The following is a 17,825-nucleotide window of genomic DNA, read 5'->3' on the forward strand; positions in this document are numbered from 1 at the left end:
GGGGGCGGCGCGACCGCGGTGACGCTCGACGGGCGCGACGGCCACGTCGTGCTGCCCGCCGGACTGCCGGCCGGACTGGCGGAGTTGACCGTGTCCGCGCGGGTCCGCGTCGACGCCCTCGCTCCCTCCGTCCGCGTCTTCGACCTGGGCTACAGCAAGGACACGTACCTCTTCCTCACCGCGACCACGGGTGCCGGACGGGCCCGCGCCGCCCTGAAGATCGCCGGAATGGAGGCCGAGGACTTCGTCGACGCCACCGGACCGCTTCCCCTCGGCCGATGGACCCACGTGGCGCTCACCCTCGGCGAGGGCACCGGTGTGCTCTACGTCGACGGCACCGAAGCCGGGCGGAACCCGGCCATGGTCGCCGGTCCGCTCCTGCTCGGCCGGACCAGCCGGAACTACCTGGGCCGGTCCCAGAACGGCACCCACCCCTACCTGCACGGCGCAGTCCGCGACTTCCGGCTGCACAACCGCGCCCTCACCGCCGACCAGGTACGGCACCTGGCCCAGGGCTGATCACCACCACCGCGGCCCGCCGCACCACACCACCACCGCGGCCCGGCCGCGCCACACCACCACCCGGGAGCCCAGCCATGCCCGAACACCCCCTGTCCAGACGCCGTTTCGTGGCCGCGGCCGGTGCCACCGGCGCCCTGGCCGCCGTCGGCCTGCCCGACGCCGCCCGTGCCGCCGGTCCGCCGGCCGGTCCGTCCCGCCACGAGCGCGACGCCTGGTCCGCCCGGCACTTCGCCGACCCGCGCCCCGACAGCCGCCCCACCGTCTACTGGTACTGGAACGGTCCCGTCACCCCCGAACTCGTGGACCGCCAGCTCGCGGACCTGAGGTCCAAGGGGATGTACGAAGTGATCCTCTTCTCCTTCGACAACGCCGAGATGACGCCGGTGTTCTTCACCGAGGAGTGGTTCGACATCGTCGGCCACGTCCTGCGCACCGCAGAACGCACCGGCATGCGCGTCTGGTTGTTCAACGACGACCACTTCCCGAGCGGCCGCGCGGGCGAGTTCATCGTCAAGGGCGGACAGGTCGGCTTCCGCACCTACGCCCCCCGGCCCGAGCTGCGCCTGAAGGCACTCGCCCGCTCCACCACCGTGGTGCGCGGGCCCGCGTCGATCGACCTCCGGCGCAGCACCGGCGTCGGCGTGGAGGCGGGGCGGCTGGTGGCGGACGCGGCGGTGCTCGACGGCGCCGCCGTCCTGAGGGACAGCACGGGGTGGGGCGAGAGCACCGTCACCGGCAGCGCGAAGGCCGAGCACGGCGCGGCCGGGCTCGTCGTACGGGCCTCGGCCGACGGGCGCACCGGGTACGCCGTCGCCTTCGACCAGACCGGCGTGGTCACCGTCGAGCGCCTGACCGACGGTGCGGAACCGGCCGAACTGCTGCGCAGCACCCGCACCGACGGCTTCAACAAGACCAAGTTCCACACCCTCCGGGTCACCCTCCGCGCGAACGGCCTCTCCGTCACCCTCGACGGCAAGGACAAGGGCACCCTGGAGGACCTGACCGAGCAGGCGGGCGGAGTCGGCGTGCGCGCCGTCGGCGACCAGCGCGCGGTGTGGGAGAGTCTCACCGTCGAGGCGGCCGACGGCACCCCCCTGTACACCGGCGCCTTCGACCGCTCCGCCGCCGCGGGCGACTTCCCCGAACGCGCGCTGCCGGCCGCGGGATTCACCGTCGCGGCCGCCGCCGCCCGGCCCGCGGCGGCCACCGCCGCCACCGACGTCGTGGACCTGACCGACCGCCTGACCGGCCGCCACACCTGGCAGGTCCCGGCGGGGGAGTGGCAGGTCGACCTCTTCGGCGGCGTGCTCCTCGTCGACGACAGCCAGGGCTACAGCCGCGCTTACGTCGACCTGCTCGACGACGAACCGGTCGAGCTGTTCCTGGACATCGTCCCCGGCGAGTACCACCGCCGGTTCGGGCGCTACTTCGGCACGGTCGTCCCCGGCTTCTGGGACGACGAGCCGTTCTTCGCCTCCGCCGAGGCCCACTTCAAGCGCCTGCCCTGGTCACCCGCCCTCGACCGGGCCCTGCGCACCGTCGGCGTCACCCCCGGCACCGCCTACGCCGCCGCCTTCGACGACCTCGGCCGCTCTGGCCGCATCGCCTGCGGCACCTACTGGCAGGCCGTCTCCGACCGCTTCGCCACCGCCTTCCGCAAGCAGTCCCAGTGGTACGAGAAGCGCGGTGTCGCCCTGATCACCAACCCGCTCTACGACGAGACCGCCCCCGCCAAACGCATCGCCTCCACCGGCGACCTGCACAAGGTCAACCAGTGGGCCCAGGTGCCCGGCGGCGACATCATCACCGCCGAGTACGTGGCCGGTGAGCCCACCATGATCCCGCGCAACCCGGTGTCCGTGGCCCACCAGATGGGCCGCGAGCGGGCTCTTCTGGAGATGTTCGGCAACATGGGCTGGCAGGTGACCCCCGGCTTCGTGCACGCCACCGTCGGCGCGCAGGCCGCCCGCGGCGTCAACCTGACGGTGCTGCACGCCCTGTGGACCGACGAGAGCCGCGTGTACTTCCCGCCGCCCTTCGGCCCGCGCGCCCCCTGGTGGTGGGCCATGCGGCCGCTCGCCGAGTGGATCGGCCGGGTGATGGAGGCCGGCCGCGGCACCTCCGCCGCCCGCACCGCGCTGCTGCAGCCGCAGCGGGCCGCCGAGCAGTGGGCCGGCACGGACCGCCAGCAGGACGTGGACGCCCCGCTCGCCGAGGCGGCCTACGCCCTGGAGCGCGCCCAGGTGGACTTCGACCTGCTGCACGAGGGCGCCCTCACCGGCGACCCCGCGCTGCTGGCGCACGCCGAGATCCGCACGGGACGCCTGGTCGTCGGGGCCGCCGCCTACGACCTCGTCGTGATCCCGCGGACACCGGTCCTGGACGCCGACGGCGTGGGCGTGCTGCGCGCGTTCGTCCGGGCCGGCGGCACCGTCGTCGCCGTGGGCCCGCTGGAGACCGAGGAGGCCGACGGCGGCGACCGCACCCTCGCCCACGCCCTCGCCGACCTGTTCGGCGACCGGGTACCCGCCCGCAGGTCGCTCGGCCGCGGACACGCCGTCCGGGTCGCGGACACCGACGCGCTCGGAGCCGCCGCCGCCGAGGCCGGCACCGCGGCCGCCGTCCTGGACCCGGCCCGGGACGCCGTCCGGGTGCTGCGGGTGCGCCGGGGCGCCGACACCGTCTTCCTGATCAACAACGAGAGCGGCGCGCGAGTGCGCACCGTCGCCGCGCTCCCGGCCACCGGCCTGCCCGAGACCTGGGACCCCGCGACCGGCACCGGCGGACCCGCCCCCGTGTACCGGGCCACCAAGGACGGCGTACGGGTGCCGCTGGACCTGGACCCCTACCGGACCGCCGTCGTCGTGGTCCGGGGCGGCCACCGCGAGCGGCCCCATCTCACCGAATCGACGGTGCCGGTCCTGTCCGTGGAACGCCACGGGCACGTCCTGCGCGCCACGGTGGAGGCCTCGGCGGCCGGAAGCCACCGGCTCGTCGGTGCCGACGGCGGCCACCGCTACCACGGCACCGTGCGCGTCGACGATCCGCTCGCGCCGCTCCCGGTGGACGGCGACTGGACCCTCACCTTCGAACGCGAGGGTGCCGAACCCGTCACCGGGCCCCTGGGGAGCTGGACGGAGCACGACGAGCTGTTCTCCGGCAGCGCCACGTACACCACCGACATCGATGTCGACGCCGCCCGGCTGCACGGCCGCCGCGTCCTGCTGGACCTCGGTGACGTCCGCGACGTCGCCGAGGTGTCCGTCAACGGCACCGCGCTGCCACCGCTGCTGTGGGCCCCGTTCGTGGCCGACGTCACCGGGCACCTCCGGGCCGGGCGCAACAGGCTGCGGGTCCGGGTCGCCAACACGCTGTCCAACGAGCGCAAGAAGCCCCTGCCGTCCGGCCTGCTCGGCCCCGTGAGCCTGCGCTTCCGGCGCCGGACCACCGTCGAGCTGCGCCGCGTCTGACACCGGATCCCGCCCCGTCCGAGACCACCCCGCCCCGTCCGCACCGCCACCGTCCGCATCAGCCCGCCCGGCAAGGAGCCGCCATGCCCAGCACGAACCCGTCCGGCAGACACCGAACCGCCGCCGCCCTCGCCGGTGTCACCGCCTTCGTCACCCTGCTGGCCGGCGCGGTCACCGCCGACGCCGCGGCCACCGGCACCATCGCCCCGACCGCCCTGCGCACCCAGCACCTGACCGAGGCCCTCGGCATCGACGACACCACCCCCGACCTCAGCTGGCAGACCACCGCCCGCGCCCGGAACACACGCCAGGCCGCCTACCGCGTCCAGGCGGCCACCTCCCTCCAGCGGCTCCGGGCCTCCCGCCCCGACCTCTGGGACTCCGGGAGGGTCGAGTCGCCGGTGCCGGGGACGACGTACGCCGGGAAGGACCCGGGCTCCCGGGCCAAGGTGTACTGGCGCGTCATGCTCTGGTCCGGCACCGGGAACCGGCACAGCGGCTGGAGCACCGCCGCCGTCTTCGAGACCGGCCTGACCCGCCAGTCGGACTGGGACGCGCAGTGGATCACCCACCCCGACTGGCGGCTGAGCGAGAGGGCCGTCGAACCGGTCGTCGTCCACCTGCCCCGCACCACCGCGCGCTACGTACGACTGGACGTCACCCGGCTCGGCCTGCCGCTCGCCGAGTCCTTCCCGGGCCGCACCTGGCGCCTCCAGCTCGGCGAGATCGACGTCCGCGACTCCGGCACCGCCACCACCGGCCTGGCCCGCGGCGCCGCGGTCACCGCGTCCGAGAGCAACACCGTGCGCAAGACCTGGGAACCCGCCCTGGCCGTCGACGGCCTGCCCAACAGCGCCCTGCAGACCGCGGCGGGCTACTCCAGCGCCGCGCACACCGGTCCGGACGTCGCCGACGCACCGATCACCCTCACCCTCGACCTGAAGACCGCGAAGACCTTCGACGAGGTGGCGCTCTACCCCCGCGCCGACGTCCTCACCGACGACGGCCGGATCCCCGGCCTCCCCGCCGACTACACCGTCTCCGCGGCAGACAGCGCCGAGGGGCCCGCCACCCGGCTCGCCGAAGTCACCGGCCAGCGGCAGCCCACCCCCTACCTGCCCGCCGGACTTCCGCTGCTCACCGACGACTTCACCCTGCCCAAGCAGGTCCGCAGCGCCCGCCTCTACATGGCCGGACTGGGCGTCTACGAGGCGACCCTCAACGGCGAACCGGTGGGCGACGCGGTCCTGGAGCCGGCCAACACGGACTTCGCCGAACGCGTCCAGTACGCCACCTACGACGTCACCGGCCAACTGCGCACCGGCGCCAACACCCTGGGTGTCGCCCTCGGCAACGGCATGTCCAACGTGATCAGCACCGCCGACCGCTACCGCAAGCTGTACGGCAACCTCAGCGACCCCAAACTGATCGCCCGGCTCGAGGTGACCCTGGCCGACGGCCGGGTCCGCACGATCACCAGCGGCGACGACTGGCGCACCACGCTCGGCCCGACCACCGCCTCGAACTGGTACGGCGGCGAGGACTACGACGCCCGCCGGGAGATCCCGCGGTGGGACGAGCCGGCCGGCGACCGGCGCGCCTGGCGGCACGCGGTCGCGGTGGCGGGCCCCGGCACCGCCGACCGGCCCGCCCGGCTCAGCGCCCGGGAGACCGAGCCGATCCGCGTCGTCGAGACCCTGGAGGGCAAGGAGGTCGACGGTGCCGAGGGCAGCCGCGTCTTCGACCTGGGCCGCAACATCGCGGGCCGGCCGGAGCTCACCGTCAGCGCGCCGAAGGGCACCGCGATCCGTGTCTACCCGGCCGAGAGCCTCAAGGACGGCCACGCCTTCCAGTCCATCAGCAACGTCGGCGCTCCCCTCTGGGACAGCTACACCACCGGCGGCCGGAGCACCGAGACCTGGCATCCCCGTTTCAGCTACCACGGCTTCCGCTACCTGGAACTGCGCGGCGTGCCCGAGAACGCGAGGGTGAGCGTCCGAGGGCAAGTCCTGCGCACCGACAACACCTCGGCCGGCGACTTCACCAGCTCCGACCCGCTGATCAACGGCATCCACTCGCTGATCCGCCGCTCCATCGAGGGCAACATGATGAGCGTGCTCACCGACTGCCCGAGCCGCGAGAAGCTCGGCTGGCTCGAACAGAACCAGCTCGTCTTCCCCGCCCTCGCGGGCAACTACGACATGCGGTCCTACCTCCGCAAGATCGTCCGGGACATGGCCGACGCGCAGACCACCGACGGGCTGGTCCCGAGCACCGTCCCGGAGTACACCAGCCTCCCGGGCGCCTACCGCAACGACGCCAACTGGGGCGGCGCCTTCGTGCTCGTCCCCTGGCAGCTCTACCTCACCTACGGAGACCGCCAGACGCTCGAGACGTACTACCCGGACATGCGGCGCTACGCCGCCTTCCTGGAGACCCAGGTCGCCGACGGCATCCTCGACTACGGCCTGGGCGACTGGTTCACCCCCGACCGGACCTTCCCGCGCGCCGTGGCGGGCACCTACGGGTACTGGCGGGTGGTCGACACCCTCGGCCGCATCGCCTCGCTGCTCGGCGACACCGCTGCGGCCGACGCGTACCGCGACAAGGCCGCCGCGAGCGTGGCGGCGCTGACGGCGAAGTACTACGACGCCGCCACCGGCACCTTCGGCGGCGGCGGACACGGCGCCGAGGCACTCGCGCTCGACATGGGGGCCTACCCGGACGGACAGCGGGACCGGCTGCTCGCCCACTTCACCGGTGCGATCGCGGACGCCGGAAACCACCTGGTCCTGGGCGAGATCTCGCTGCCCGCCGCCTTCCGGGTGCTGAGCGGGGCGGACCGCGACGACCTCGTGCACGCCATCGCCACCCGGACGACCAGCCCCAGCTACGGCTACCAGGTACTCGCCGGCAACACCACCCTGGGCGAGTCCTGGGACGGCGGACCCGGCCAGTCCCAGAACCACTTCATGCTCGGTGCCATCGACTCCTGGTTCACCACCCGCGTCGCGGGCATCGCCCAGACCGAGGACTCCGTCGGCTACGCGGAACTCCTCGTGGACCCCGCGGTGGAGGGCGACATGACCTCCGCGTCGGGCTCGTACCGGACCCCGTACGGCGTCGCGCGCACTGACTGGGAACGCTCGGACGGCCGCTTCCGCCTCACCGTGGACGTCCCCGCGGGCAGCAGCGCGGAGGTGCACGTACCGGTCGACGGCGACCGTGCCGAGGCGCCCGACGGGGCACGGCTGCTGCACCTGACGGGAGGAGAGGCCGTGTACGAGGTCGGCTCGGGCCACTGGACCTTCCGGTCGGCCGTGACCCGCGACCGCTAGGACACGGAGCCGGCGGTCACTCCAGGCCCCCCGGAACGTGGTCGTGACTCCCGCTCCTCGCCGGGGGGCCAGGAAGGCCATGGTCCCGTCCTCCCGGACCCCGGCCCCGCCCTGCACCCGCGGATGCCCTCATGGATGTCGTCGCCGGCCATGGCGAGGGTCAGGGACTGCACGGCGCCCTTGCTCGCGCTGTACAGCGCCCGCTGGGGCAGGCCCGCGGTCGCCGTCACCGAGCAGGTGTTGCCCGGTGACCGCGTAACGGCGCCCACGGCGCACCCGTCACATCGTCACCGCGGTCGTCTCATCCGGAGGAAGCGACCGCGGTGGCGTCGACGGCGTTGGCGAGCCCCGGTCCAGTTCCGTGCCGATGGCCTCGCGCAGTGCGTCGTGCTGCGGGCCGAGCCTGAACTCTTCCGCACTCCAGCGTTCACGCGGATAGAGCCACACCGGAAGACCCACCACATCCGCAGGCTCCCACTCGAAGCGGGGCCAGACATGCGCGTGCAGAAAGGGATCCGTGTTCCCCAGGATCTCCAGATTGACCCGGCGGAAGGCAGGGTCAAGCCGCCGGCAGGCGCGCTCGACGGCTTCCCCGAGCCGGTCCATGTCCGACAGGAACGACAGGCGCCTGGCCCTCGGCAGGTCCGACAACCGTTGCACGCCTGGCTCGTCCACGAGCAGGACCGAGTAGCCCGGCAGGAACTGAACATCCCCGATCACCGCGAATCCGGCCGTCAACCGTCGCAGCACGGTGGGGTTCTCGCCCCTGAGCGCGGTCCCGATCCGATCCGTCCGCCAGTCACCCGTCACAGCTTCAACCTACAGCTGGCCGGGGGGGTTGGATGGAGCAATGAGTCAGACGACAGCTGCGCTGCGCCTGCGGCGGGCGATTGACCGGATCCGGCATGCCACTCGGGAGCGTGCTCCCGTCGGACGCCGCTCGGAGGAGGCCGACGACGTGCGGGGTACCTTCGCCACGGACGGGGCGCTGGGCTTCGACCCCTTTCCCCTCCTCCGGGCGCTGGACGACGCCGGATCGCACGCGGTGGTCGTCGGACAGGTCGCCGGCATCATGCACGGCTCCACCGAACTGACCGGAGACCTGGACCTGTTGTGGGACGGCACACCCGAGGAGGCGGACGCCCTGCGGGACGCCCTCGCCGCCTGCGGCTGCACCGAACTGCCGGATCTCGACCGCGAACAGGTGGGTTACCGGACCACCGGCGCCGAAGGGGACCTGTGCACCCCGGCCCTGCGCTGGGGCGACCTGGACGTGACGCCCTGCCTGACCCGGGCCGAGACCACCCGCGACCCGGCGGGCTTCACCATCCGCTACGCCGCGCTCGACGATCTGATCCGCATGCGGCGGTCCCTCGGCCGCCCGAAGGACCACCGCCGCGCGGACGAACTCGCACACCTGCGGCGGACTCGGCCGCCCTCCGGCTGAACGGCCGTCCGTCCCGGGCGAGGCATCAGCCCACGGAGAACCTGATCAGCCCTTCGTGCGCATGCGGAGCACCCTGCACCGTCACCGCGACGTACCGAACCGACCCCGCACGGGTGAGCCGGCGCACCCGGCCGTGGCCGTCCAGGGTCCCGGCACGTCGATAGCTCACCCCATCGGTGCTGAACTCCACCCGGGCCGCCGGGGCCGCCCCGGTCCGCCACTGCGCCTCCACCCACCGCACCTCGGTGCGGGCCCCGAGGTCGACGACCATGCGGCCGTCCCGGCCGGGGCGCCACGCCGTGTCCGGGTCGCCGTCCACCGCGGCGTCCGGACGGGACATCCCGGGCGGCAGCGGACTCGTCGGGAAGGTGTTCCGGCCCAGGGCGTGGTCGTGGAGCGGGAAGGCCCGCGCGCCGCGCAGCGTCACGCGGGTCTCGCCTCCGCCCCGCACCGTGACGTCGGTGCTGCGGCCCTGCGCCTCGATCCGCAGCCGGCAGCGCGCGCCGGACAGGTGCAGGGTCGCCCCGTCGGCCACCCGGACCCGCAGCCCGGACGGCAGCGTCCGGCCGGACAGCGCGGTGAGGGTGAAGCGCGGCGCGAGCAGCGCGGCAGTCGCCGGGTCCAGCCGCGCACGGTAGTCGACGCCCTCCCGGGTCACCGTCTGCTCGCCCTCGTAGACCTCCCGGCGTCCGCCCCGCTGGGGCACCGCGACCTGCGTCTCCACCTCCTCGGCCGAGAGGTTGAACAGGGACAGGTACCCGTCCGTCCGAGCCGCGCTGACCCGGCCGTCCGCGGCGGTGGGCGCGGCGCTCCCCGCCAGCGCACGCAGTTCGTCGGCGGACGCCCCGCAGTGGCCCTCGATCACGACGGGTTCCCGTGCCCCCTCGGCCGGGACGATCGTGTCGCCGTACACGGCCAGCGCGTGTTCGTCCCCGCCGCGAACCACCAGCCCCGCACGGCCGTCCACGTCGAGCCACCCGCCGCGGCTGCGCAGCGCGGGGGCCGGGCCGGTCGCCAGGTCGGTCCACCGCTCGCCGTCGGAGGAACCCTGGATCCGGTAGGAGCGGCCGGCCGCCGCCTCCCAGCGCAGCGTGACCCGGTCCAGCGCACGCTCGGCGCCCAGGTCCACGGCCCACCAGCTGTCCGCCCGCTTCCGGTCCTCGCGGGAGACCGCCCAGCGGGTCCCCGCATCGCCGTCCGCCGCCAGCCCCGGCGCCATGCCGGCCGACTGCGAGGAGGCCGTCGCGGTGCCCCCTCGTGCGAGGTCGGGCCCCTCGGCCCCGTCCCGCACCTCGACCGCGTACAGCGAGTACCCGTACGTCGGGTCGGGCTGGACGCCCAGCATGCGTATGTGCCGCACCGTCGTCCGGGTGAAGGCCAGTTCGTCGACCCGTCCCGCGGCCGAGTCCGTGGCGTCCTGCGCGCGCACCGTGGCCGAACCCTCCGCGAACCGGTAGGTGCGGCTGCCGTCGAGACCCGCCACACCGGGCATCGTGAGGTTGTGCACGTCGAGCCGCGAACCGCCCGCCACCGGCCCCTCGCAGGCGTAGACGACCCCGCCCGTCGGGAGCGTCGCGTACCCGGCGAAGCCCTCGCCCAGACGCAGCACCGTGGCGCTGCCGTCGAACCCGTCCCGCAGCGCCGTGTGCACGCGCACCGTCCTGCCGGACACCTCAACGGCGGTCGAGGGCAGGAACATCGGCGTGTCCCCGCCGAGCCGGAACAGCCAGTCGTCGTGCGCCGGCTGCCAGGCGAACTTCACGAACCCGGGCTTCGTCACCGCACCCGCCCAGGCCGCGGGGGACTGGTGCGACACCAGACCGGGACCGGTCCCGAAGTCGGTGACACCCGACGCGTACGCGAACAACTCCGCGCGCGACAGGGGACTCACCCGCGGCCCCGCGTCCGGCCACACGTGCAGCAGATAGCTGATGGCGAGTTCGGCGCGCGCCTCGGGCTCGTACTTCGGCTCACCCGAGAACTTCGCCAGCCGGTACTGAGGCGGATACGCCTGGTAGGCCTCCAGACGCGAGGCCAGCTCCGCCTCGGCGCGGGCCGCCGCCCGGTCTCCCGCGACCCGGGACAGGAAGGCCAGCGGTATGACGTCCCTGCCGTACAGGTGCTCGCGGTCGTCCACCATCGGCATCAGCGGCTCGCCCGCGTCCGACATCACGCCCAGCAGCGTCCGCCACAGCGGCTCCGCGTTGGGCTGCCGGGTCAGCACCTCGGGCAGCGGCCGGCCCGCGGCCAGGAAGTGCGCCGCGTTGCGCCCCGAGGTGCGCCACATCTCCTCCTGGTAGTGCGGCCCGAACGAGCCGTGGTTCTCCACGATGAAGGTGTCGTAGGCGTTGTGCGCGGTGTTGTGCGAGACCGGGACCCCGTCCACCCGGGCGGGGTTGGCCAGGTCGGCCGGTGGCAGGCCGCCCTCGTTGCGCGACCAGGTGCCGTAGTCGGTCGCCCACTCGGCACGGCGCCGGTCGTCCGGTGCCCAGGCCAGCGCCGGAGCGAGGGTCTGCGCGTACAGCCCCATCTCCTCCAGCTTGGTGTCGCCGACGTATCCGCCCTTGAGCCCGTTCGGGGTCCAGTCGCCGGAGTACGGGTCGTCGCCGGTGCCGAGGGAGTGCGTGTACGCCGCCTGTTCGCGGGTGATGGTGTCCACCGCGGCGCGGGTGTCGGCGTCGAGCTCGTCCCACAACAGGTGCGCCGCGAGGATGAAGTACGACTGGAAGGTGGTGTCGAAGAACAGCGTGCGGCCCCACTGGGTGCCGCCCGTGAGCCGGTTGGAGGCGGCGAAGTGGCGCAGGGTCGCCAGGGTGCGGCGCCTGAGCGTCTCCCGGTCGACGCCGGCCGCCTCCTCGTCGAAGGTCCCGTGGGTCAGCAGCACGGCATGCCCGAGGACGACGGCGAAGCCGAAGTACTGGTCGGTGTACGCCCCCTTGGCCTCGTCCCACTGCGTCTCGGACCAGCGGGTGTGCCGCAGCAGCACGCGGTGGTACGTGGCGGCGACGTCGTCCGGCGGGTCGACGCTCCGGGCGGAGCCGGAGGCGGCGTCAGAGGCTGTGGCGGCGGCGGCCGACGGGGACACCAGGCCCGGTTGGAGGGCGGCCGCGGCGCCGGTCACGCCGAACAGTCGCAGCAGGAGCCTGCGGCCGAGAGGGACGGAAATGGGGCCCATGTTGGTCCTCTTCACCAGGCGACAACGTTGTCAACGGGGGCCATCCTCGAATGCCCCGGAGCGGCGTGTCAATGGCACGGATCGAACAGATGCACCCGTCACGGACCGCGGTTCCAGCGGCCGGTACCTTCGACGCCTGTCAACTCATGGGCACAGCACGTCAGTTCTCGACCGCGCCCCCCGCCCGCGGACGTATCGGCCGCGGGCTCCTCGGGCCGTCGTCGCGCCCGGGGGTCGTTGCCCTGGGCAAAGCGTCACACAGGGCGGTCCCGCCGGCCCAGCCATTGCTCGGCGTCCCAGGCCCGGAACCGTTCGACCTCGGTGAATCCCAGCTTCGCCGCGAGGCGCATCGAGCGGGAGTTGGCGGTCTGGGTGGCGAGCACCACCGGCTCGCCGGGGAGGACGCCGTCGAGCCAGTCGAGCGCCGCCGCGCAGGCCTCGGCGGCGTATCCGTGCCCCCATGCCCGCGGCAGGAACAGATAGCCGAGATCGACCTTCCCCGCGGCGGCCGGGCGCAGATGCTCCGTCGCCCTCCTGAGCAGGACCTGACCGATCATCGCCCCGTCGAGATCGACGACGAAACTCCCCGGCCGGCGCCCGGGTGCCAGGGGCAGCTCGCGCTCGAGTTCGGCCCGCGGCCGGGGGCCGCCGAGATAGGTGTGCACCTCCGGCGACGCCAGCAGTTCGACGAACGCCGCGCGGTCCCGGTCCTCGGCCTCACGGAGCACGAGTCTGCCGGTCTCGATCGGTGCGGGCGGCCAGGCGATGGATCCCAGGTCTGACATGCGCGGAGAGTAACAGCCCGCCGCAGTCACCGAGCGCTTCGGTCAACCGAGCTGGCCCGGCAGCACCGCTGGGGCGCCGGCGAGGGGGCGTCGGCGGACCCGGTCCCGTCCGCCGGACGAACGTGTTCGTTACGATCGGGGTCATGTCAGCGAGAAGAGATCCGACAAGCCGCCGGGAGCGCCCGGCGAAGCCCGCTCTGTCCCGGCGGTGGATCGTCGACACGGCGGTGGCGATCATGCGTGCGGAGGGCCTGCAGAAGGTCACCATGCGCCGCCTGGCGCAGGAGCTGGACACCGGTCCCGCCTCCCTCTACGTCTACGTGGCCAACACCGCCGAACTGCACGCGGCCGTACTGGACGCGCTGCTGGGCGAGGTCGACCTCGGCGGGACGGATGCCGAGGGCGGCTGGCGCGAGCAGCTCCGCGCCGTGCTGACGTCGTACACCCTCGTCCTGTTCGCGCACCCCCAGCTCGCCCGGTCGGCCCTGGTCGCCCGCCCCAGCGGTGAGAACTACCTGCGGCTGGTGGAGCGCATCCTCGCACTGCTCTCCCGCAGCGGGGCGCCGCAGGCACAGGTCGCCTGGGGGGTGGACAAGCTCCTGCAGGTCGCCACCGCCACCGCCGCCGAACAGTCGGCCCGCGAGCAGGACCCGGCGTCCGTCGACGACTGGAACGCCACCGTCCGAGCCCTGCGCACCGCGGACGCGGCCACCCATCCCGCGATCACCTCTCACATGCCCGACCTGATCGGCGGCTCCGCCCACGACCGCATGCGCTGGACCTTCGACGTGCTGGTCAACGGCATCGTCCACACGCCCGTCCCGGGCCCCGTTCCCGGCCCGGCGCGGGGTGCGGCCGACTGAGAACGGCCGGGCACCAGGGCCTCCGCGATACGCGACCTGGAACGAACTTGTTCGCTACGAACATGTTCGTTATTCTCGAAGGGCAGTCCAGTCGTGGACCGCCCCCACCCGCCAGCGCACCCTGGAGGCCACCATGAGCACCGACCACCACCCCATCGCGATCATCGGCGGCGGCCTCGGCGGCCTCACCGCCGCCCGAGTCCTGCACGTCAACGGAATCGAGTCCGCGGTCTTCGACCTGGAGGCGGGCCCGCAGGCCCGCACGCAGGGCGGCATGCTCGACATTCACGAGGAGAACGGCCAGCAGGCGATCCGCGCCGCCGGTCTCCACGACGAGTTCCGGAAGATCATCCATCCGGGCGGTCAGGCGATGCGCCTGGTCGGCCCCGACGGCACCGTCCACCTCGCCATGGAGGACGAGGGTGACGGCGGCCGCCCCGAGGTCGATCGGGGCGAGCTGCGGGACCTGCTGCTGGACTCGCTGCCCGACGGCACGGTCCGCTGGGGCCGCAAGGCCGCCGGCGCCCGCCCGCTGGGCGACGGCCGGCACGAGGTCGCCTTCTCCGACGGCTCCGTCATCACCACCGACCTCCTCGTCGGCGCCGACGGGGCCTGGTCCCGCATCCGGCCGCTGCTCTCGGACGCCGAACCCGCCTACACGGGCATCTCCTTCGTGGAGACCGACCTGCACGAGGCCGACATCCGGCACCCGCGCAGTGCGGCCGTCGTCGGCGGTGGCTTCTTCATCTGCCTGGGCGACCGGCGCGGCCTCCTCGCGCACCGCGAGACCGACGGCAGCCTCCACGTCTACACCGCGCTCCGGGCGGACGAAGGCTGGATCGACACCATCGACTTCACCGACCACGCCGCCGCCAAGGCCGCGGTCCTCGCCCACTTCGACGGCTGGGACGAGGACCTGCGCGGCCTGGTGGCCCGTGCGGAGACCATCACCCCGCGCCGCATCCACGCCCTGCCCGTCGGCCACCGCTGGCAGCGGACGCCGGGCGTCACCCTGCTCGGCGACGCCGCCCACCTGATGTCCCCCTTCGCGGGCGAGGGTGCCAACCTCGCCATGTACGACGGCGCCGAACTCGCCCTCGCCCTCGCCGCCCACCGCGGCGACACGGAGGCCGCGCTCACCGCGTACGAACAAGCGCTCTTCCCGCGCAGCGAAGCCTCCGCCGTCGAGTCCGCGGGCAGCCTGGACAGCATGTTCGGCCCGGACGGCCTGAAGCGGATGGTCGACTTCTTCACCTCCGGCCCGGAGGAGACCGCCTGAAGGGGTGACCGCCTCAAGGGGTGACCGCGTGACGGGGTGGCCACGCCTTGCCTGACCTATCGAGAAACGATAGATTCCCATCGTGGTTCGATCGAAGGAGTGGCGATGGGAAAACTGACCGTGCTCGCGCTGCGCGCCGTGCTCGTGGCACTGCTCGCCGGCTCGGTGTTCGTGCAGACGGTGATGGCGGTCCTGCTGGCCGTCGACGTCCAGGACAGCGCCCTGTCCGGCCGGCTCGTCCCGATCCTCACGATCGTGGTCCTCGGCGTGGTGGCTGTCCAGGTGGTCCTGGTCTGTGTGTGGCGGCTGGTGACGATGGTGCGGCGCGGCACCGTGTTCTCCCTGGCCGCGTTCCGCCACGTGCACCGGATGATCGGCGCCTTCCTGGCCGCCTCCCTGCTCGTGTTCGCGCTCGGGGTCGTGCTGGCACCGGGGGAGGCCGTCGCCCCGGGCGTCGTGCTCCTGCTGGGCGGAGCCGCGCTGGCCGTCTTCGGAGTGGCACTCGTCGTGCTGGTGCTGCGGATGCTGCTCGCCCAGGCCGTCGCGCGGGACGTGGAGGCGTCGCGGATGCGGGCCGAGCTGGCCGAGGTGATCTGATGCCGATCGTCGTGGACATCGACGTGATGCTGGCCAGGCGGAAGATGTCCGTGGGCGAGCTCGCGGACCGGGTCGGCATCACCCCCGCCAACCTGGCCGTGCTCAAGAACGGCCGTGCCAAGGCGGTGCGGTTCACCACGCTCGCGGCGCTGTGCGAGGTACTGGAGTGCCAGCCCGGGGACCTGCTGCGCTGGGAGGCCGGAGAGGCGACGGAGGCCGTACCCTCCGGGACGGCGTCCACCGGTCCGGGCTCGTAGCCTCCGCGCACCTCGGCGCCGACTAGGGCGTGTATCGAAAGTGGTGGCAGGAACCGTTTCATCGGCGTCAGGTGTCAATCGGCGCGGTGTAACCCGGCTCCGTGGCAGTCGGCAGTCACCCACCTGAGGAAAGGCGGTTTTCCAGTGCCCGAGGCAGCGGGTAGGCGCGCTCTGCGGGGAACAGCCGCTGGGCTTTTGCGGCATGCCCAGTCTGTGTCAGGGAAGCGGCCTTGCGGACCTGCGGGGTGAGGTCGGTGAGACTCACAATCCAGTCGTCGGTGAACGTGCGAATCAGATGGCGGCCAATGCCGACCTGGATGCTGTAGTGGTTAAGCGCCGCCCCGCGCGGCGAGCGCTCCGGGTCCCACTGGACATGGACGGCCGCCTCGGCGACGGCCGCCGGGTCCGCGGTCGTGAGCACGGCCTGGGACAGAGCCTCCTCCCAGCCCTCCCGCGTTATTCGCACCGCGAGAACGCGCTCTTGACCGGGTTTGCGGGCCCAGTTGCTGCGGTGCATCAGCCACATGAACGACGGCTTGATCCACGTCATCCTGTGGAATGAGAACGGCGCAACGAAGCGGCCCGCCCGCAGTGCCGCGTCGGCGATGGCAGGCGTGTACGCCTGGTAGACCACGATCGTGCGAGCGTCGTAGTCGGCACGAATCTGATATTGGGGTGCCATGCGCCGCACCCTGCCATCCGTCCCATGAGCCTCGCGAACCGTTTTCTCGCACTTGCCGCGCAGCCGGTTGCGAAAGTGCTGGTCACAGCCACTCGTTGATGGCCGCGACGAGGACAGTCGCTTCGTAGCGGACGGCGAGTTTCTCGTAGCGGGTGGCCACCGCGCGGTGCCTCTTGAAGCGGTTGATCCCGCACTCCACTGCGTGGCGCTCGCGATAATCGGTCTTGTCGAACTTCGGCGGACGGCCGCCGTGCGAGCCCACCAGCACGCCGCCGGAGCAAGGAAAAGGGGAATCTTCTGCCGTCGATCAGCTGCCGCCGGGTCCACACCGGCGGGCGCCCCGGCTTCTTGCCCGCTGGCAACAGCGACTCCAGGCGAACCCACTGCGCATCCGTCAGATCACCACGTGCCACAAAGCGAGATCATCTCACCTCAAGATCCACTTTCGATACACGCCCTAGGGGCGTGCGTTCCCGGGGCGTACGTCCCCGGCCGGAGCGGTGCGGGGCCGGGGGCTCACCGTCAGGCGTTGCCGGGCGCGGTCTGCCGCTCGCCGGCGTGCAGGGAGCCGAGGAGGGTCAGGGCGTGGGCCGACGGGCTGCCCGGCTCGGCGTGGTAGATGACGAGCTGCTGCCCCGGCGCGTCGCGGACGTCGAAGGACTGGTACGTCAGCGAGAGAGGGCCCACGTCCGGGTGGAGCAACTGCTTGGCGTCCCGTGTCTTGCCGCGCACGGAGTGCTCCGCCCACAGGCGCCGGAACACGGCACTGTGCCCGGTGAGCGTGTCCACCAGGTCGGCCAGACGCGGGTGTTCGGGATCGAAGCCCGCCGCCTGGCGCAGGTTGGCGACGGCGGCCTGGGCGGCCCGGTCCCAGTCCCGGTAGAACTGCCTGCCCGCCGGGTCCAGGAAGGTCATGCGGGCCAGGTTGTCCGCGGGCGTGAACGGGGCGTAGAGCGCGTCGGCCAGGGCGTTGGCGGCCAGGAGGTCCAGGGTGCGGCTCATGACGAAGGCCGGGGTGTGGGCGTAACCGTCCATCAGCTGACGCAGCTCCGGACTGACCCGTTCGGCGACGTGCAGCGAGTCCCGGCCGCCGACGGGTGAGAACCCCGCCAGGCGGTGCAGGTGCAGGCGGGCGTCCGTGTCGAGGAGCAGCGCGCGGCCGAGAGCGTCCAGCACCTGCGGTGAGGGATGGCGCTCGCGTCCCTGCTCAAGGCGGGTGTAGTAGTCGGCGTTGACCCCGGCCAGGACGGCGACCTCCTCACGGCGCAGACCGGCGACCCGGCGCACGCCATGGCTCGCCATGCCGACGTCCCGCGGCCGCAGTCCGGCGCGGCGGGCGCGCAGGAACTCCCCGAGTTGGTTGTCGTCGATGCCCATGCTCCCAAGGCTAGGCGGTGCTCCGGTGTGCTT

At 73.0% G+C, this 17,825-nt stretch carries 13 protein-coding genes and 2 pseudogenes; 8 read left to right on the forward strand and 7 right to left on the reverse strand.

Features of this window, described 5'->3' with window-relative positions; genetic code table 11:
• The 3 genes from K7854_RS27685 to K7854_RS27695 all read left to right on the forward strand — a co-directional run.
• Positions 1-519, forward strand: a 519-nt coding sequence (locus K7854_RS27685) for a LamG domain-containing protein (RefSeq protein WP_226029275.1), incomplete at its 5' end; no start/stop codon positions are given.
• Positions 520-596: 77 nt separating this feature from the next.
• Positions 597-3,992 carry a glycosylhydrolase-like jelly roll fold domain-containing protein gene (locus K7854_RS27690; protein ID WP_226029276.1) on the forward strand — a complete coding sequence of 1,132 codons (3,396 nt, stop codon included), beginning with the start codon at positions 597-599 and terminating at the stop codon, positions 3,990-3,992.
• 83 nt (positions 3,993-4,075) lie between these two features.
• A complete protein-coding gene (locus tag K7854_RS27695) occupies positions 4,076-7,330 on the forward strand; it encodes a family 78 glycoside hydrolase catalytic domain (protein ID WP_264087819.1) in 3,255 nt (1,084 codons plus the stop codon).
• A 77-nt stretch (positions 7,331-7,407) separates the two neighbouring features.
• Here K7854_RS27695 and K7854_RS37555 read toward each other — a convergent pair.
• Positions 7,408-7,572, reverse strand: a pseudogene (locus K7854_RS37555) (SDR family NAD(P)-dependent oxidoreductase); the annotation flags it as partial.
• 37 nt (positions 7,573-7,609) lie between these two features.
• Positions 7,610-8,140, reverse strand: a complete 531-nt coding sequence (locus K7854_RS27705; RefSeq protein ID WP_226029277.1) for an HIT family protein — start codon at positions 8,138-8,140, stop codon at positions 7,610-7,612.
• A 40-nt stretch (positions 8,141-8,180) separates the two neighbouring features.
• Here K7854_RS27705 and K7854_RS27710 point away from each other — a divergent pair, with 40 nt between their 5' ends.
• On the forward strand, positions 8,181-8,777 hold the full coding sequence (locus K7854_RS27710; protein WP_226029278.1) for a hypothetical protein: 597 nt from the start codon (positions 8,181-8,183) through the stop codon (positions 8,775-8,777).
• Positions 8,778-8,802: 25 nt separating this feature from the next.
• On the opposite strand, the gene K7854_RS27715 is transcribed toward K7854_RS27710, so the two are convergent.
• Entirely contained in the window at positions 8,803-11,952 is a 3,150-nt protein-coding gene (locus tag K7854_RS27715; protein WP_226029279.1) for a discoidin domain-containing protein, read from the reverse strand.
• 254 nt (positions 11,953-12,206) lie between these two features.
• Entirely contained in the window at positions 12,207-12,737 is a 531-nt protein-coding gene (locus K7854_RS27720) for a GNAT family N-acetyltransferase (protein WP_226029280.1), read from the reverse strand.
• 143 nt (positions 12,738-12,880) lie between these two features.
• On the opposite strand from K7854_RS27720, the gene K7854_RS27725 reads away from it, so the two are divergent.
• The 4 genes from K7854_RS27725 to K7854_RS27740 all read left to right on the forward strand — a co-directional run bounded on the left by K7854_RS27725 (position 12,881) and on the right by K7854_RS27740 (position 15,733).
• Positions 12,881-13,600 carry a TetR/AcrR family transcriptional regulator gene (locus tag K7854_RS27725; protein WP_226029281.1) on the forward strand — a complete coding sequence of 240 codons (720 nt, stop codon included), beginning with the start codon at positions 12,881-12,883 and terminating at the stop codon, positions 13,598-13,600.
• A 133-nt stretch (positions 13,601-13,733) separates the two neighbouring features.
• A complete protein-coding gene (locus K7854_RS27730; RefSeq protein ID WP_226029282.1) occupies positions 13,734-14,879 on the forward strand; it encodes an FAD-dependent oxidoreductase in 1,146 nt (381 codons plus the stop codon).
• A gap of 105 nt (positions 14,880-14,984) precedes the next feature.
• Complete coding sequence (locus K7854_RS27735) at positions 14,985-15,476, forward strand: DUF2975 domain-containing protein (RefSeq protein ID WP_226029283.1); 492 nt, start codon at positions 14,985-14,987, stop codon at positions 15,474-15,476.
• Complete coding sequence (locus tag K7854_RS27740) at positions 15,476-15,733, forward strand: helix-turn-helix domain-containing protein (RefSeq protein WP_226029284.1); 258 nt, start codon at positions 15,476-15,478, stop codon at positions 15,731-15,733. The genes K7854_RS27735 and K7854_RS27740 overlap by 1 nt, the downstream gene beginning before the upstream one ends.
• A 115-nt stretch (positions 15,734-15,848) precedes the next feature.
• Here K7854_RS27740 and K7854_RS27745 read toward each other — a convergent pair whose 3' ends face one another.
• From K7854_RS27745 to K7854_RS27755, 3 genes and pseudogenes are all read right to left on the reverse strand, one after another.
• Positions 15,849-16,415 (reverse strand): DUF4291 domain-containing protein, encoded by a 567-nt coding sequence (locus tag K7854_RS27745; protein WP_098027181.1) that lies wholly within the window; start codon positions 16,413-16,415, stop codon positions 15,849-15,851.
• An 82-nt stretch (positions 16,416-16,497) separates the two neighbouring features.
• A pseudogene (locus tag K7854_RS27750) lies at positions 16,498-16,677 on the reverse strand (IS5 family transposase); the annotation flags it as partial.
• 260 nt (positions 16,678-16,937) lie between these two features.
• Positions 16,938-17,786: a helix-turn-helix transcriptional regulator gene (locus K7854_RS27755; RefSeq protein ID WP_226029333.1), complete on the reverse strand. Its 849-nt coding sequence runs from the start codon at positions 17,784-17,786 to the stop codon at positions 16,938-16,940.
• Positions 17,787-17,825 lie beyond the last annotated feature (39 nt).

Origin of the sequence: Streptomyces hyderabadensis (genome assembly GCF_020404845.1) — a bacterium.
Lineage (GTDB): Bacteria > Actinomycetota > Actinomycetes > Streptomycetales > Streptomycetaceae > Streptomyces > Streptomyces hyderabadensis.

What these genes read in the sequence shown, in the direction of transcription:
- K7854_RS27715 (WP_226029279.1), bottom strand. Translation starts at nt 11,952, where the DNA reads ATGGGCCCCATTTCCGTCCCTCTCGGCCGCAGGCTCCTGCTGCGACTG.
- K7854_RS27745 (WP_098027181.1), bottom strand. Translation starts at nt 16,415, where the DNA reads ATGGCACCCCAATATCAGATTCGTGCCGACTACGACGCTCGCACGATC.
- K7854_RS27695 (WP_264087819.1), top strand. Translation starts at nt 4,076, where the DNA reads ATGCCCAGCACGAACCCGTCCGGCAGACACCGAACCGCCGCCGCCCTC.
- K7854_RS27730 (WP_226029282.1), top strand. Translation starts at nt 13,734, where the DNA reads ATGAGCACCGACCACCACCCCATCGCGATCATCGGCGGCGGCCTCGGC.
- K7854_RS27710 (WP_226029278.1), top strand. Translation starts at nt 8,181, where the DNA reads ATGAGTCAGACGACAGCTGCGCTGCGCCTGCGGCGGGCGATTGACCGG.
- K7854_RS27735 (WP_226029283.1), top strand. Translation starts at nt 14,985, where the DNA reads ATGGGAAAACTGACCGTGCTCGCGCTGCGCGCCGTGCTCGTGGCACTG.
- K7854_RS27690 (WP_226029276.1), top strand. Translation starts at nt 597, where the DNA reads ATGCCCGAACACCCCCTGTCCAGACGCCGTTTCGTGGCCGCGGCCGGT.
- K7854_RS27740 (WP_226029284.1), top strand. Translation starts at nt 15,476, where the DNA reads ATGCCGATCGTCGTGGACATCGACGTGATGCTGGCCAGGCGGAAGATG.
- K7854_RS27720 (WP_226029280.1), bottom strand. Translation starts at nt 12,737, where the DNA reads ATGTCAGACCTGGGATCCATCGCCTGGCCGCCCGCACCGATCGAGACC.
- K7854_RS27725 (WP_226029281.1), top strand. Translation starts at nt 12,881, where the DNA reads ATGTCAGCGAGAAGAGATCCGACAAGCCGCCGGGAGCGCCCGGCGAAG.